Annotated in this window: 15 protein-coding genes; 2 read left to right on the forward strand and 13 right to left on the reverse strand. The window is 29.9% G+C overall.

Annotation, left to right across the window (positions count from 1 at the left end; genetic code table 4):
- Nucleotides 1-12 precede the first annotated feature (12 nt).
- The 13 genes from rlmD to EXC45_RS02225 all read right to left on the reverse strand — a co-directional run bounded on the left by rlmD (nt 13) and on the right by EXC45_RS02225 (nt 14,698).
- A complete protein-coding gene (gene rlmD / locus EXC45_RS02165) occupies nt 13-1,305 on the reverse strand; it encodes a 23S rRNA (uracil(1939)-C(5))-methyltransferase RlmD (protein ID WP_036434832.1) in 1,293 nt (430 codons plus the stop codon).
- Complete coding sequence (rsmD, locus tag EXC45_RS02170) at nt 1,289-1,831, reverse strand: 16S rRNA (guanine(966)-N(2))-methyltransferase RsmD (RefSeq protein ID WP_036434830.1); 543 nt, start codon at nt 1,829-1,831, stop codon at nt 1,289-1,291. The genes rlmD and rsmD overlap by 17 nt, the downstream gene beginning before the upstream one ends.
- Before the next feature lie 32 nt (nt 1,832-1,863).
- Nucleotides 1,864-2,415 (reverse strand): DJ-1/PfpI family protein, encoded by a 552-nt coding sequence (locus tag EXC45_RS02175; protein ID WP_036434828.1) that lies wholly within the window; start codon nt 2,413-2,415, stop codon nt 1,864-1,866.
- Nucleotides 2,415-3,314: an MSC_0882 family membrane protein gene (locus EXC45_RS02180; RefSeq protein ID WP_036434826.1), complete on the reverse strand. Its 900-nt coding sequence runs from the start codon at nt 3,312-3,314 to the stop codon at nt 2,415-2,417. Before EXC45_RS02180 ends, EXC45_RS02175 begins: the two co-directional genes overlap by 1 nt.
- On the reverse strand, nt 3,307-4,539 hold the full coding sequence (locus tag EXC45_RS02185; RefSeq protein WP_036434824.1) for a hypothetical protein: 1,233 nt from the start codon (nt 4,537-4,539) through the stop codon (nt 3,307-3,309). The genes EXC45_RS02180 and EXC45_RS02185 overlap by 8 nt, the downstream gene beginning before the upstream one ends.
- Before the next feature lies 1 nt (nt 4,540).
- The gene (gene def / locus EXC45_RS02190) at nt 4,541-5,098 is read right to left on the reverse strand and encodes a peptide deformylase (RefSeq protein ID WP_165163207.1); all 558 of its coding nucleotides are present in this window, start codon (nt 5,096-5,098) and stop codon (nt 4,541-4,543) included.
- A 56-nt stretch (nt 5,099-5,154) separates the two neighbouring features.
- Complete coding sequence (locus tag EXC45_RS02195) at nt 5,155-7,572, reverse strand: CCDC158 family protein (protein ID WP_036434819.1); 2,418 nt, start codon at nt 7,570-7,572, stop codon at nt 5,155-5,157.
- A gap of 120 nt (nt 7,573-7,692) precedes the next feature.
- A complete protein-coding gene (locus EXC45_RS02200; protein WP_223213879.1) occupies nt 7,693-8,151 on the reverse strand; it encodes a GAF domain-containing protein in 459 nt (152 codons plus the stop codon).
- On the reverse strand, nt 8,132-11,071 hold the full coding sequence (locus EXC45_RS02205; protein WP_036435073.1) for an AAA family ATPase: 2,940 nt from the start codon (nt 11,069-11,071) through the stop codon (nt 8,132-8,134). The genes EXC45_RS02200 and EXC45_RS02205 overlap by 20 nt, the downstream gene beginning before the upstream one ends.
- Nucleotides 11,072-11,081: 10 nt before the next feature.
- A complete protein-coding gene (rnc, locus tag EXC45_RS02210; protein WP_036435070.1) occupies nt 11,082-11,762 on the reverse strand; it encodes a ribonuclease III in 681 nt (226 codons plus the stop codon).
- 2 nt (nt 11,763-11,764) lie between these two features.
- Nucleotides 11,765-12,739 (reverse strand): phosphate acyltransferase PlsX, encoded by a 975-nt coding sequence (gene plsX, locus EXC45_RS02215; protein ID WP_036435064.1) that lies wholly within the window; start codon nt 12,737-12,739, stop codon nt 11,765-11,767.
- The gene (locus tag EXC45_RS02220; protein ID WP_036435062.1) at nt 12,739-14,370 is read right to left on the reverse strand and encodes a DAK2 domain-containing protein; all 1,632 of its coding nucleotides are present in this window, start codon (nt 14,368-14,370) and stop codon (nt 12,739-12,741) included. Before EXC45_RS02220 ends, plsX begins: the two co-directional genes overlap by 1 nt.
- On the reverse strand, nt 14,363-14,698 hold the full coding sequence (locus tag EXC45_RS02225; RefSeq protein WP_036435060.1) for a hypothetical protein: 336 nt from the start codon (nt 14,696-14,698) through the stop codon (nt 14,363-14,365). The genes EXC45_RS02220 and EXC45_RS02225 overlap by 8 nt, the downstream gene beginning before the upstream one ends.
- 129 nt (nt 14,699-14,827) lie before the next feature.
- On the opposite strand from EXC45_RS02225, the gene lysS reads away from it, so the two are divergent.
- Both lysS and EXC45_RS02235 read left to right on the forward strand, forming a co-directional pair.
- Complete coding sequence (gene lysS / locus EXC45_RS02230) at nt 14,828-16,294, forward strand: lysine--tRNA ligase (RefSeq protein WP_036435058.1); 1,467 nt, start codon at nt 14,828-14,830, stop codon at nt 16,292-16,294.
- A complete protein-coding gene (locus EXC45_RS02235; RefSeq protein ID WP_036435056.1) occupies nt 16,295-17,137 on the forward strand; it encodes a Cof-type HAD-IIB family hydrolase in 843 nt (280 codons plus the stop codon).
- Nucleotides 17,138-17,149 lie beyond the last annotated feature (12 nt).

The raw sequence follows: 17,149 nt of genomic DNA on the forward strand, positions 1-17,149 counted from the left end.
AGCTGATATTGGTTATTTTTCTAAAAATACTAATGTTTCAATATGATGTGTATTCGGAAACATTTCATATGGAGTTATCTGTACAATTTTATATTCTTTGTCTAAAAAAATTTTTAAATCTCTTGTGAGAGTTCTTGGATCACAGGATAAATAAACGATTGAATTAATTTGTTTTTGGTTTATTCAATTGATAACTTTGTTTTCAAGACCTGCTCTAGGCGGATCTACTATCAACACTGAATCACTAACATCAATTTCCTTTTTGAAAACAACATCTTCAACTTTTCCGGCGTAATAATTTATATTTTTTAAGCCATTAATTGTTGAATTAATTTTTGCTAAATGAATTGAGCTTTCCACAACTTCTATTCCTATGCTTTTTCTAAAGAAATTGCTAAAAAATTGAGAAAAAACTCCAACACCACAATAAGCATCAATTAGTGTATTTTTGTTTGTTTTATTTTGTAAATATTTAGCAATGTCTTTTAAAATATTTTCAAATACTGTTAAATTAACTTGAAAAAAATTATCAGAAGAAATTTTAAATTTTTTATCTGACAAAGTGATTGAAAACTCTTTTCTTGAGTAAATTAGTTCGCTTTGAAGATTCTTTCTAGAATAAATTTCAATAATATTGCTTTTTTGACATAATAACTGAATAAATTTTTTAGGTAAATCATAACTTGGGTCAAGATCAAATGTAATTTGAATTTCTTGTTCTTTATTTGTTCGAAATGAAACTTCTTTAATAAATCGTACTTTTGAAAGTTCATTTTTAAAAAATGTATTTAGATTGGCCAGCACAAAATCAGACACTTCAATTAATGTATCTTGAATTAAGATTGTTGCTTTTGTTTTTCTTAACTGATAGCTTTTTCAAAGATATTCCCCAAAATATATGTTTTGTTGGTCAACGAAGATTGGGTATCTAACTTTATTACGATAGTTATAAATAGGATCAAATCATTTTATTTTATTTATTGTTGACAAAGAAATATTTAAATTACGAGAAAAGAGATTTTCTAGATATTGCTGTTTTCATTTTAGTTGTTCGGGATATGACAAATGAATTAAAGATGCTGCATTAGAAAACTCAAATAAACTATTTCTGTGTTTAGATAATGTAAGTAATTTTAAAACTTTACCATATCCATAATTTTTATGATTTTTAGTTATTATAATTTCTGCTTTTTCTCCAGGTAGTAAATTCGGAACAAAAAATCTTTTGTTTTTATAAAGAATAACACCGTATCCTTCATAAGTTAATTCGATACATTCGCTTACAATTTTATTTTCAACACACATAAAGAAGCTCGATTCTACCGTGTTTTTTTTGTTTATATATTTTTAGTTGTTCTGGAATTTTAATTTCTTTTGCCATGTCAGTTTCGATGATAATTTCTCCATCTTCTTTGAGTAACTTCGAATCTGATATTAAATTTAAAGATTCATTTACTAAGTTAAATTCTTTAAAAGGAGCGTCAATGAAAATAAAATCAAAGAATTCAGAAGTTTTATTTAAAAAAGCTATGGCATCAATGTTGTAAACATTAATGTTTTGGCAATTTAAAGCGTTGATATTTTGTTTAAGAATTTTCACTACACTAGGGTTTTTTTCAATAGCAACAACTTTTGAAGCTCCTCTACTTTCTGCTTCAATAGTTCAAGCTCCACTCCCTGAAAATAAATCTAAACACTCTGAATTTTCCATTTTAAAGTGCAAACTTGAAAAAACTGCTTCTCTAACTTTTTCAGTTGTGGGCCTAGTGGTGTTTTTGTCTGGTTCTAAAATTTTTTTATTTTTGTATTTGCCTGCTACTATTCTTAACATAATTTTAATCCTTTAAAAAATAGCACTTAGTGCTATTTTGTAGCTTTCATTGCTAAATGAACTTTTTCTAAACCTTCAGCTCCATAAAAATGGTTAACTAATTCATATCCTAATTGCATTGCTGCATCTGCACATCTAGCTGTAATTAATTTATTAGTTGATAATAAATTAGTAACGTATGATTGTTGATAATTATTGCTTCTAAATTCTTTTGCTCATGAACTTGGATAAGCTGAATATTGAATTGTTTCATCAATAATATCGTGCTCTCTTAATGTATTTGGAGCATCACAAATAGCTGCTATTTTATTAGGAAATTTTTTTATCATCTCTAAAGAGACTTCATCAGTTCTTAATGATTGTGCTCCTGGTCCTCCTGGAACAAAGAGTAAATCGTAATCATTAATATTAACGCTATTTTTTACATTATGTATTGTGATAACTCCATATTGACTACTTACGGAAGTTAATTCAGGGTTGAAATAATCGATTTCCACACTTTCATCTGCTCTTCTAAGGCAAGAAAGGGGAGTGACTAATTCAACATCATTAAATTTGTTTTCTAAAATTACTAATACTTTCATTATCTTTTTTTAAATCTTAAAACTCCTCTTCATAATAAATACACAAAAATCGCAATTGGAAGTAAAACTACCAAAACAAAAACAACAATATAAAAGTTTCTTCATCCTTTATTTAAAGATTTTTTAGAATCTTCTACCATTGATAAAAATTCTGCAGTGTCATTTACAATAAACATTTTTATGTCTTGAATACGTTTTTTGTCATATAAGTATAAACCAAAATATAAAACACTTATAACAACCATACTCAATAATCCAATAATTAAAAATACTTGAGTGTTTCCAAAACCATTATCTAGCAATTTAACCAAATCAATTGTGCTATCAATTTTAATAGCACTTGTTTCGGATGTTTTGATGATGATTTTTTCGGCTTTATAAAGTCCAAAAACAATTAACTCTAAAAGTCCAAAATATGTCATAAAAAAGGTATAAATTCACGTCAAATTAATCACTTTACGAGAAATATCTTTATATAAGTCCGCAAATGTTGTGCTAGCAGCAATATCTCCGCTACTAAAACTTTCTCGATATTTTCTTTCAATGCTTTTTCATGCTGAGAGTCTAATTAAATTTTTCGCAAAGTAAAAAAGAGAAATTGCCAATAACAGTCCAAGTCCTATTCAATAATATATTCCTGATGAAGGTTCTTTGGCTGTATTAAATGAATAGTTCATGATCATTCCAGACAAACAAATAATTAAAAGTATTCATCAAAAAATGAGCGCAACTTTTCGAATGTTTTTTTCTTTTTTAAGGATTCTAAAAGTATCAGATGAAAGCATTCTTTGTGGATCTTGATATTTATTAATTATTTTCTCTTGTTGAGCAATACTGTGCTCTAATTTATTACTTTGTTGCAATTCAACTGTATTGTTTGATATTTTTGGTTTAAACATTATCACCTGGTTTCTGTAATTGCTCATTTAAACTAGCAAATACTTCATTAATTAAACGAATAGAAAATTCTGATTCTTCTTTTAATTGTCCTTCTAACTTAGTGCTAAATCACTCAATAACTTCATCCTTAGCATTTTGATCTAATGAAGAAGTTAATTGAATTAATGCGATAGCTGAAGTTTCTATATTTTCATTATTAAATTGTTCTACTGCCGCTTGTTTTGCTTCTTTGATGATGAGTTCTTCTTTTTCTTGTTTACTTAAAGTATCATAAGTTGGGTGTTTTAGACGAATTTGTTTAATAGCTTGATCATATTGAGAACTTAACTCTTTAGCAGCATTATTTATGTTTTCACTTAGTTGTGAATCATTATCAAGTCTTTTAAGAATATCATTTCTTAATTGTGAATCATTGATTAGTTCCGCTAATTCACTTAAATTAGAAATAAAGTTTTCTTTTTCTTGATCAGTTAGACTATTTCAATCTCGCGCAAAAACCTCTTGAAATTTATTTGGATCTTCAAATATTTTAAAAAGGCCTTCTATTTTTTTCAAAATATAACCTGGAGCCTTCCCTTTAAAACCAGTCAGAAGTGATACGCTAAATTGTTGAAAAGAATCAGTTTGTTTAGCTGTAGGCTTGGCACTAACAATTGCAGCAAACATCGGTACACCAATTGCAAAACTTGTTAAAGCATAAAAAGTTCTTAAAACTCTTCTAGGTTTTCGAATCGGAAGAGAAGCTCTTTGATAAGTTGTAATTGATTGTGAAGATTCCAAATTATTCATTGAATCTTGAGATTGATTTTTAAAAATTTCATTTTCTTGCTTTTGAATTTCATCCAACATTTGTTTTTGATGTTTGATTTTGCGTTTTCTTTTTATCAGTAAAACGCTAGTAAATGTAATTGTGCTTATTACATTTAAAATAGCATAGACAATAAAATATAAAAAGATTAAAGAATACCTAATTAACTCAGCTGTAAGATTCTTATTTTCATCATTAGGTAAACTCGCAACAATTGCTTTATATAAAATAAATGTAACTAGCGACGAAATAGCAATAACTAACACTTGAACTATCAAAAAAGGTCATTTAAAGTAATAACCACTAATAATTAAGAAAACAGCTAGCAAAATAACTCCAAAAATAATTAAAGCTAAAAAAGCACTGCTGTTTGTAAATTGAACAAGTGACTTTAAAAAACTTGAAGCGTTTGACATATTAAATTAAAATAGTCCTTTTGTTTGGTTTTTTTCATGGGTTTTTCTTATCAATTCGATCAATAAAAAGTTTCCCTTGCAAGTGATCTAATTCATGTTGAAAAATAATGGCTAAATACCCAGTAAGATCAAAGGTATAAACCCCTTGTTTGTTATAGCTATAAGCTTGCACTGTGATTTTATTGCTTCTCGGAACATATCCTTCTTGATTTGGTCAATCTTCAGGAACTGATAAACACCCTTCTCCTTCAGATAACGCAACTAATTGATCGCTTTTGCGAATGACTTTAGGATTAAATAAAACATCTTTAAAAATAGGATTTCCTTTGGCATCTGGTAAATAAACATAAAAAACATTTTTAAGTATTCCGTATTGTACCGCAGCCACTCCAACACCTGCTCTAAACTCGCTGCCTTCTTTTTGAGAATCATCAATGTGATAGATCATTTTTTCAGCTAATTCAATATCTTCTTCGCTCAAAGGAAGAGGTACATCTAAAGATTTTTGCCTTAAAACTTTTTCAGGTAAGTTAACAATTTTGACATCATATTTTTTCATATTTTCAATTATATTAAAAAACGAAGTTTAAGACTTCGTTTTTATTACTTTGATAATTAATTAGAACCTGTGGTTGAAGTTTCTGAAGAAGTGTTTGCATCGGTTGGATTACCGTGTGTTGCTGAATAATTTTCTGACTCTGTTCTAAATTTTCCGTATGCAGCCCTCAATTCTTGGAAAGCTTGAGTTATGCTCTGAGTTGATGCTAAAATTTGATCATAAGTTGCTGTCTCAAGATCTAATGTTGATTGTGTTTTTACGTTTGACGAGTTATTATACGCATCTCTTAGAGGGGTTGTTATTTCTTCAGGATAATCATTATGACTTAAATGATAAACTATAGTTTCGTTGTTTAATAAATTGTTCAATCTTCCTAGATTAGCTGTATATTGAGATTTAGCTTTTTCTTTTTTATCTTCTTCAATTAATTGTGCAAATTTATCGTGCGCTTCTTGTTTAATAAGAGCAACTGCTGATTTTAATGTATCAATATCACTATCATCAAGACCCGCTAATTCAAATGCATAATCAGTATATTCTTCTTCTCATTTATCTTTTACTGATTGCTCAAAACGAGAAATTTGTTCACCATCGAATTGCCCTCCACTAGCAGCAATATCTCTGTAATTGTTTAGAACAGATGTTGCTTCTTTTTCATAAGCAAATGCTTGAAGTTCTCTTAATTTATTTTCAAATTGTTCTTTTTTGCTATTGAACTGTTCAGAAGCATTTTCTCCGCTTTCAGCAGCATTCGCAACTTCGCTTGCTAATCCTTCTAATTCAAGTTTTTGATCTTCGGTTAATTGATTATACATAGGATCGGCTTTGAATTCATCGTTCTCTTCAGCAGTTTCGGCTTTAGATAATTTAATCTTCAATTCTTCAACTTTTTCTAGTAATTGGGTTTTAGATGCGTTAAATTGTTCTTCATTTGAACGATCTGAAATGTCAACTCCTTTAAGAGCACTCATTAAATCTTCTAATTCTGCTTTGTCTTGTTCACTTAATGAAGAATATTTAGGGTGTTCTTTAACAGAATTGTATGCTTTTGTTGCCTCATCTAATTCTTCTTGAAGTTTTAACTCTACACTTTTAGCATTTAGTTGATTAATTGCTTCTTTTAATTCATCCGCACTTACATTTTCATTACTTTTTAATGCTTCTTTTTGGTCAATTAAAGTCTGTAGTTGTGCTTGATGCTCTTCATTTAAAGAACCTTTAGCTTCTTTTGCTTTATTAATAGTAGTATCTAACTCATCTAGTAAAACAAGTTGTTTGTATTTAGTTGATAAATTATCTAATTTTTCTTGAATTTGTTCAGTTGTTAAGTTTGAATTTAAAGCTTCTTTATCTGATGTAATTAAAGAATCTAAAATAGCTTTTCTTTCCGCACTTAACGCTGGAACATCTTTTCCTAATTCTGAATAATTTCCCCCGTTAGCTGCAAGTTGAGCTAATTCATCAGCTTTAGCTAAATATTGCATTTTTAATTCACGCGCAGCTTTATCATCTTCAAGTTCTTTCATTTTATTTAGAAGATTTTCTTTTTCAGCTGGGTAAGATTCTTTGCCTTCTGCAGTAGCTAAATCTAAGGCTTTGACTTTTTCAACTAATTGATCTAATTGTTGTTGTTTTTCTTGTGTAGCACTGGTGTATGCTTCTGAAGATTTAAACGCTTCTGCTTTAGCTAATAAAGATTCTTTGTCATTTTTAAGCATTAAATCTTTTAGTTCATTTTCTAAATTAGCTTTTGCCTGAATTAATCCTTCTGTAGTTGCATCAGTAGCATTAGCTAGTTGTTCATATCTATTTAAAATCTCATCTAATGCTGCTTTATTTGACTCAAGCAAGGTATCTTTAAGAACTTTAGAATCAGAAATAGCTTGTAATAATTCTTTCTTAGCATTTTCCAATTCTTTTTCTTCTTGAATAGCTTCATCGCTTTGAACTTGTGCTTTATTTGTGGCATCAAGAAGATCATTTAATGCTTTTTCAAAGTCTTGTGAGGTTTGATTTGAATCCACAACATTGTTTAAGTTGTCAATTGCTTTTTGTAAATCGGCTTTTTGTTCATCTGTTAATTCAGCGTTTTTTAGAACCTCCATTGCTTTTTCAACTGGTAATTTCGCTGATAATTTTTTAGCCAATTTTTCTAATTCTTGTAGTTTTTCTTGTTTTGTTTGCTCATTTATTTGCTCGTAATTCATTAAGTGCTTATCCCTTAATGACTCAACACTTAAATATGATGGTGTTGATAAATATTTTGAATAAGCATCCAAAATTTGATCTGACGATTGTTTATATTCATTTAACACTCTATCATTTTCGGTTTGAGTTTCCTTATAGTCCACTCTTGTACCTTTTTCTTTTTGTGAGCGTTTTTGTAATGTTGTAAGAGCAGCAACTGCTGATACCCCTGCAACTAATCCTAAAGCTAAAATAGCTCCTGTAATTTTTCTACCTTTATTTTTCATATTTTCATTATAACAAAATTAAATTTAAATTAAATTGTTCGTTTTTTACCTTCTAACTCTGAAAAATCGAAAAAAAAAAAAAAAAAACAGTCATGCAAAACTGTTTTTCTGGTTTTGGAACTAAAGTAATTTTTCTAGTTCGTGTTCCAAAATTGACACAATTTCTTCTAAAGATTTAACGGTTTGAGTATCAAATCTTTTATAAACTGGTGCATCAATATCCAAAACTGCAAATAATTTGTTTTTTACAATTACTGGAATAACCACTTCACTTTTTGAGTTGCTATCGCAAACAATGTGATCTTTAAAAGTATTAACATCATCTACAACAACGGTTTTTTGAATGGTGGCAGCGTGCCCGCATACCCCTCTATTAAAAGGAATTACTGAACAAGCAACCTTACCTTGAAAAGCGTGTAAATATAAAGTATTGTCTTCATTTACATAAAAACCTGCTCAATTTAAATTGTCGAATTTTTCTCAAATAAAAGCGGATGTGTTGGCTAAAATTGTGTAAATTTTCTTTTCATTATCAATTAAATTTTTATATTCATTCATTTTACTGTTTGTTTTTTTCAATTAATTTTTCTGCATCAGAAAGTTTAATTGAGAAGAAACTTGTTACTCCTCTATTTTGCATTGTTGCCCCAAATAAATGGTCAACTCTAGACATTGTTCCATGACGGTGAGTAATGACAATAAATTGGGTTTGTTTTTTAAGTTCTTGTAAGTAATTTGCATAACGCACAACATTTGATTCATCCAGAGCAGCTTCTACCTCATCTAAAATACAAAGAGGTAAAGGACGAGCTTTTAAGATTGCAAAGAGTAATGAAATAGCAATAAGAGATTTTTCTCCTCCAGAAAATAGTTTTAAATTCTTAACACTTTTTCCAGGAGGTTGTGCAAAAATAGAAATTCCACTTTCAAGCACATTGCTTGGATCGACAAATTTTACTTGTGCAGTTCCTCCACCAAACATAGATTTAAATACTTTATCAAATTCAACATTTACATCATTAACAATATTGCTCAAACGAGTAATAATTATTTTGTCTAACTCTGCAATTGCGTTTAAAACTGTGTCTTTAGCTTCTTGTAATTCATCTCTATTTGATACATAAACATCATATTTAGATTCAACTTCTTCAAGTTGAATGATTGACTCTAAATTTACATTTCCTAAAGCATTAATTTCGTTTCTGAGTTCAGTTATTAATTCTTCTGCCTTTTCAATTGGCATTTCTAATTTATAATTTTTCACTGCGTTTTCGAGGGTTAAGTTATAAAAAGAAACTAATCTTATACGGTGTTGTTCAAGTATTTTTTCTGATTCTTTTGCTTGATATAATTTTTCGCTAAATGATTCTGTGAGTTGATTGAACAATTTATTAGCCTCATTTCTAAGCTCATTTAGTTGTTCAATATCAGCATCAATTTTATGTTTTTGTTGTAATAAAGCACTAAGCTCAAAAACAAAAGTTTTTAGCTCACTATCAATTTTGTTGATTCGATCAATAGTTGCATTAACGGTCTCTCCACTAATTTTAGAAACATCTTCTCCAAGAAGTGAAAAATCAGATTGAATTTTGTCTAATTTTTCTTGAGTATGTTTAATTGAAATTAAGATTCCTGAAATTTCGTTTCCATAAGAAGTCACATAATTTTGCAAATTAATACTTTGGCTTTTTAGATTTTCAATATCTACGGTGTGTTTTTTCTCCATTGCGACAATTCCAGGAATGAGATTCTCTAATTGTTTAATTTTGTCATCAATTCCTAAAATATCATCACTTTCTTGTTTTGTTCCCCCGACCATAATTCCACCAGGACGAACCACATCACCATCTTTAGTAACAACCATGTATTTTTTGTCTAATACTTTAGAAATTTTATTAGCTGAATCAATGTTATCTACAACTACAATATTTCCAAGTAAAAACCTATTTAGTACATCATATCTAGGATCTACTTTAACAAGCTCACTAGCAAGGCCTAAAAAACCTAGATGATTTCTTACAACTAATAAATAATCATCGCGAATAAATTTTTCTTTAATTGAAGTTAAAGGAATAAAGGTTGCCCGTCCTCCATTATTGGATTTCAAAAATTCAATTGCCTTAACGGCTGTTTCAGGAGTATCCACAACTACATGTTGTACGCTTGAAGCCAAAACAGCTTCAATAGCAGAAGTATATTCGCTTTCTACTTTAATTAAATCACCAACAATTCCTTTTAAACCTCTAAAGTTGTGAGCATTTTCTAAAATTGTTTTGGTTCCTTTGTAAAGATTACTTTTACTTTCTTTTTTAGAAGCTAAAATTTTAAGTTGAGTTTCAATCTCGTGTTTTTTTCTACTCAAATTATTAAGTTTAGTTTGCAAGTCATTAATTGTAACGTTTACTTCTGTGAGCTTTTGAGCAGTTTGTTCTTTTTTATCTTTAATTTCTTTTTCACTATTTAAAAGATGCTCTAAAACTTGTTTTTGTTCAATATAAGCTTCTTGCAATGCTTCTTTTTTCTCTTTTAAATCAACTTGAAACTCTCCAGAGGCAATCATGTTTCTTCTTGTAGTTTCAGTGTTATATATAATTTTAAGTTCATTTAAACGAGATTCAGCAGCATTCTTTTTAGATGAAAGTTCTGAAATCCTTTTGTTTAAATCACCTTGCTCATTTTTACGATGAGCTATTTTAGTGCTATATTCATCAATTTTATCTCTATAGTTATTCTTTGTGTCTTCAACACCTTCAAGTTCATTTTTTAATGATGAGCAAAGTTGTTCCAAACGAACAATTTCTTGCCCTAAATAAGCAATTTCAACATTTTTTAATTTAGCAGTTTTGTCTTTGAAAACAAGAGCTTTTTCTGCTTGTTTTCTAAGAGGTTCTAGTTGCTTTTCTAATTCACTAATGTGTGCTTGAATAATTTTTAGTGATTCATCTGTTCTTTCAAGTTTTCTAATTGATTCAATTTTTCTAAATTTATATTTAGAAACTCCAGCAGCTTCTTCAAAAATACCTCTACGGTCCTCATCACTAGCTTGAGCGATATCACTAACAGTACCTTGAGAAATAATAGCTAAAGAGCTCTTTCCAATTCCCGTTTCCATCGCAATGGCTTTAATATCTTTGTGTCTTGCTGGTTGCCCGTTAATGTAGTATTGGTTTAATCCTTTGTTTCTTTCTAAAGAGCGAGTGATTGAAATAGTTTCGCCTTCATATGAAGTAAGTCCGTCTTTATTTTCAAAAGTTAAAGTAACAGTTGCTTTGTCTAAAGGTTTAGCGGTTTTTGAACCTGCGAAGATAACATCTTTCATTTCATCTCCACGAAGTTCTTTAGCGCTTTGTTCTCCCAACACTCATTTAATGGCATCATTAATATTACTTTTACCTGAACCATTTGGCCCGACAATTCCAGCAATTCCACCATCAAAACGTAAAATTACCGGATCAGCAAATGATTTAAATCCGTGAGCTTCAATTTTAATTAATTTCATTTTTGTTCCTTTACTTTAGCTTATTTAAGGCATCCTGAGCCGCTAATTGCTCAGCCTCTTTTTTGGAATGTCCAATTCCTTTTCCGTAAATTTGTTTATCATGAAGAGCTTTTGCCAAAAATGTTTTGTCATCATTTTGAACCACAACATATGTCACACTATTTTTTGAAAAACTTTGAAAATACTCTTGCAAAATTGTTTTTGAATCCTTGTTTCCTTGGGAATGAACTTTATCAATGATAGGAAAAATATATTTAGCCACAAATTTACGTGCTTGTTCAAGACCTTGATCTAAATAAATGGCTCCCAGCATTGATTCAAAAATGTCTGCTTTAACTTTAAGAGAGTTTTTAACATCATTAGCTGTTTGTTTAATTCCAGTTTTTAAAATATCTACTAAACCCAATTTTTCAGACAATTCCGCTAGCGTTTCAGTTCTAACAGCAGTAGAACGTACTCTAGTTTGCATTCCCGGTTCTAATAATGTGTATTTTACAAATATATATTCACTAGATAAAAAATTCAAAACCGAATCACCTAAAAACTCTAATTGTTCGTAGCTATTAAAACTTTTGTGCAAGGCTACATACGAAGAGTGAGTAATAGCAGCAAAATACAATTTTTCATTTTTAGGTTCAATTTGATGATGTCTTAAAAATTCACTTAGCGATTTAGCTTTAATAATTGTCATAATTAAATTTGCTCACTTAATTTAGAAATTAAATCTTTTTCCATAGCATCTTGAAGCTGATGTAATGCGGCTAAGTAACTTTTTTTATCACTTGAACCATGAGTTTTTAAAGCCGGAGCATTTACCCCAATTACTCAAGCACTTCCAACATTACGATAATCAAGTTGCTTCATTACATCTTTGAAAGCTCTTTTCATTAAAAGAGCACCGATTTTACGCACAAAAGATTTATTGATGCTTTCTTTTAAGGAATCAATAAAAGTAAACACAGCTCCTTCATAGCTTTTAAGCACCAAGTTACCGCCATATCCATCAATAACAGCTACTTCAAAATTCCCTCTAAATAAATCTCTGGTTTCATGAAACCCCAAATAATTAATATTGCTATTTTCTTTAAGTAATTGATGTGCCTCTTTAGTAAATTCAAGACCTTTATAATCTTCGGTTCCTATATTTAATAAAGCAACTCTAGGATTTTCTTGATTAAACATCACTTTATAAAAACTTGAAGCTAAATTAGCTCATTCCACTAGTCATTCAGCTTTAACTTCCAAATTAGCTCCTACGTCTAAAAAGACAAATTTCTTTCCATTAATTGCATTTGCTACAGGCATAAAAGCTGGACGAGAAACATTTGGTAATCTTTTTAGTTTTAATGTCAAAGCCGAAATATAACTTCCGCTATCTCCACAAGATAAAATGCTTTGGGCTTGATTTGTTTTATATAGATCAATTGCTTGATTCATTGAAGTGTTTTCTTTTAAAGTTTGTTTAATATTTTTAGGATCGCTAGGAGTATTTGGATTATCAACAAGTTCAATGTTTTGAGGTAATTTTAAATTGATATTTTTTAGATTTCCAACTAACACAATTTTAGTTTCAGGGTGTTTTAAAGCAAATTCTTGAGAGGCTTCAATTGCTGGCATTACTCCATTATCATTTCCATTGATATCAAAAGCAATAGTATATTTATACATTATTCAACTCCTATGAAAAAGTGGTAATTAGGTTGATTTCCTTCGTAAATTTCCACTTCAACATCTCATTTGGAGTTAATGTAGTTTGAAATTTCTTCTGCATCAGAGTAACTAGATTCATCACCATAGAAAATAGTGACAATTTCACTTTTTTTACTAATTAGCTTTGAAACAATTTTTTTACCAGCTGTAATTGAATCTTCCACTGAAGCAATTATTTTTCCATTAGCAATGGCTAAGTATTCACCTTGTTTGATTTCAACACCATTTAATTTGGTGCTACGAGCTGCAATTGTTACTTCACCAGAATTCACTCCTTTAATAGCTTCTTTAATATTATTTTTATTTTCTTTTACAGTATTTTCAGGATTAAAATTAAATAATGCTGCTAAACCTTCCATTTGTGTTTTGGTTGGAATTACAATAACATTACAGTCATTAGTTACTGCTGCTGCTTGCTGGGCCACTAAAGTAATGTTTTTGTTATTAGGCAAAATAAAGACGTTTTCTGCATTAACTGATTCAATTGCTTTAATTAATTCTTGAGCGGATGGGTTTTGACTTTGTCCGCTTTCAACAACATAATCACAACCGTTTTCTTTCATAATTCGAACAATTCCAGTTCCTAAATTACATGAAATAATGGCGTTTTCAACCCTTTCTTGACGTTCTTGAGCTTGTTTGAGTTCTTCTGCTTGTGCTTTAGAATCGTTAGCTTGCAATGTCATATTTTCAGATTTAATTTTGATAAATTCACCATGTTTTTGTCCAAAGTTAAGCATGTCTCCTGGTTTAAGTGCATGCCCATGAACTTTTAATAAGTTATCATCTTGCACCACTACAAGAGAAGTGGCAATTTTTTCAATTTGTTTGGTAAAACGATTTTTATCAAATTTTTCAGCATCACTTAGTTCAATTAAAAACTCAGTACAATATCCAAATTCACCATCATAAGTTTCTACATCAGAAATAAAATTGGCAATGTCTTCGCTTACATCAGATTTAGCAACTGCTCTTCCTTGAAGATATTCACTAATCCCTCAAAGAATTTTAACCAACCCTTCACCACCACTGTCAGTTACACCTACTTCTCTTAAAGTTTTAAGAATATTTGGAGTATTGTCACAGCTTACACGAGCAAAATTGTATGCATCAGCAAACACATCGTTAATTTCGGCTTCAGAATCTTTATATTTTTTTGTTAAATTCTCGGCTGTTTCTCGGATAACAGTCAAAATAGTTCCTTCAACTGGTTTATAAACTGCTTTGTATGCTCTAGCGGCCGCTCCTTCAAAAGCCAATGTTAAATCATGCGCATTTAAAGTGTCTTTCCCATTAATTGCTGTAAAAAAACCTTTAAAAATCTGACTTAATATTACTCCTGAATTACCTCTAGCTTCATAAATCATGTCATGCGCTAGTTGCGCAAGAACTTCAGTAACATTTTGATTTGTTACTTTTTGTAAGTTATTTACAGTTCCAGAAATAGTTGCTGCCATGTTAGTTCCTGTATCTCCATCAGGTACAGGGAAAACATTTAATGCATCGATTTTATTTTTAGCATTAATTAAAGCATTAGCACCAGAAAGTAAAGCTTCTGAAAGTTGCTTTCCATTGATAATCTTAGACATTTTCTACACCCCTAACTAAAATGGTTATCTTATTGAGAATCTCTTTTTTCTTTCTTAGTTCATAATACATTTGGCTATAAAGTTCTTCAACTAGAGGTTTTACCGCTACTGAAGATAGCACACTAACAGCAGCCACAAAACTTCAACCATTAGGTGTTGAGTATACTTCCACCAATTCAATTGGATCAGTTTGTAAATTATCCATATCTATAAATTCCGTTTTTTGTGAATTCTCTGTCAAATTGTTCTCGTTTTTTTGAATTTTTACAATACCAGGAATTGAAGAAAGTTTATACACAAAAAGTTTTTTGATTTCAAGAAGTTCCATTTATAGCCTCCAAATCTTAAAAATATAATTTTATTTATATTTTACAGTTTTTTTCAAATTTATAGGGTCAAAAAACATTTCAGATAAGTATAAATTTAATATAATTGAAAATACTTATAGGAGAACAAAATGGACACAAAATTAACAGAACAAGAACAAATTAGAAGAAATAAATTGCAAACATATAAAGAATTAAATGTAGAACCTTTTGCCAAAGCAACAGGATTGAAATCTTTAACATATTCTGATCAAATTGTTAACGAAAATGAATCTTTTTCTAAAGAAAAATTAGAACAAAAACAGACATTTTACGCTATAAGCGGAAGAATTCTAACCATGAGAGGGCCTTTCATTTTACTTAAGGATTATCACGGAAAAATTCAAGCTTACTTTAACAAAAAAGCATATCCTGAATTGGCTAAAATTGTCGATACTTTAGATTTAGGTGACATCATTTATGTTGAGGGTGTAGCAATGAAAACACACACCGGAGAAGTCACCCTTAAAGTTAATGATTTAAAATTGCTCACTAAAGCTCTTAAACCTTTACCTGATAAATATCATGGTTTAGCAGACGTTGAAGAAAGATACAGAAGAAGATATGTTGATTTAATTGTTAACGAAGACAGTGCCAAAACATTTTGAACAAGAACAAAAATTATTAGTGCAATTAGACAATATTTTGATTCGTTAGAATACATGGAAGTTGAAACACCTTTTTTACACGATTATCTTTCAGGAGCAAGTGCTCGTCCTTTCAAAACTCATCACAACGCTTTAGATCAAGAGTTTGTGCTAAGAATCGCTACAGAAATCCCTCTTAAAAAACTTCTTGTTGGAGGTATTGACAGAGTTTATGAAATCGGAAGAATTTTTAGAAACGAAGGAATCGACACAACTCACAATCCTGAATTTACTTCAATTGAATTTTATGAAGCTTATTCAGATCTTGAAGGTATGATGAATCGTACTGAAGAATTAATCAAAAGTATTGCTAAAAAGTTAGGAAAAGAAAAAGTTATTAATAAGGGTGTAGAAATCGATTTAACTCAACCATTTAAACGCCTAAACATGATTGATGCCGTATCAGAAGCCACAGGAGTTGATTTTAGAAAAGCATCATTTGAAGAAGCGGTTGAAGTTGCAAAAAAACACAAAATTAAAATTGAAAAATTCTTTAAACTTGGACATATTATCAACGAATTATTTGAAGCATTAATCGAAGAAACTTTAATTCAACCTACTTTTGTGTGAGGACACCCAATTGAAATTTCTCCTTTAACAGCAAAAAGCGAAGATCCACGTTTTACAGATAGAGCTGAATTATTTATTAACACTAAAGAATACGCAAATATGTATACTGAGTTAAGCGATCCAATTGATCAACTTGAACGTTTTGAAGACCAACTAGTAGAAAAAAATAGTGGTAATGATGAAGCGAGTGATATTGACTGAGATTTTGTGGAAGCTCTTGAATACGGATTTCCACCAGCTGGTGGTTGTGGAATTGGAATTGATCGTTTGACAATGCTTTTAACTGAAAAAGATTCAATTAGAGATGTTTTATTATTCCCTACAATGAAAAGAAGAAAATAAATGAGAAAAGTTTTTGCTTTTGATTTAGACGGTACTTTATTAAAAAAGAACAATACTATTGACCCTTTAACTCAACAAGCTCTTACACTAAGCGCACAAAACAATAACTTAAATGTAATTGCAACTGGAAGAGGAATTTTAAAAGTTAAACCTTTAATTGAAAAACAAATAATCAAGGACATTCATTACTGCGTGTGTTCAAATGGTGCGCTTCTTTGAGATGTAAAAACTAATAAAATTCATGTACTTGGTAAATTATCTAAAGAAGCTTATTACATTTTAAAAGAATATGCTCTAAAATATGAATTGGTTTTAAACTTAGACACTGAAGATTTCAACGGTACTTTCATGCCTACAAAAAATGGATTACAATTTCCTAGTTGGATGAGTCAAAAACAAATTATGGATTTAGCCATTGTAAATCCTCGAACTCTCGAACAAATTGAAGAAGTTGTAGAAAATCCTAATTCAAACATTGTTCAAGTGGCATTAAGAAATCCTTTGGAAATAGCTCAAGAAGTTACTAACAATATTCGTAAAGACTTACAAGGTCAAGCTTCAGTGTTTTTAACCAACTCAGTTTACACTGATGTTAATCCACTTGGTATTTCAAAATATATTGGAATTGAAAAGGTTCTTGAAAAAGAAAATCTTACCGATAGAAACTTAATCGCATTTGGAGACAGCGGAAATGATTGTGAAATGCTTTCCCAAGCTTCTATAGGAATTGCAATGGGTAATGCCACAGACGAGGCTAAAAATGTTGCCGATATGGTCATTGGTGATCATCAAAGTGATACTATTGGAAAAACACTATTTGATATATTAAAAAGTAGCAACTAATTTTGCTACTTT

This window comes from Mycoplasmopsis columboralis, from assembly GCF_900660675.1.
GTDB lineage: Bacteria > Bacillota_I > Bacilli_A > Mycoplasmatales > Metamycoplasmataceae > Mycoplasmopsis > Mycoplasmopsis columboralis.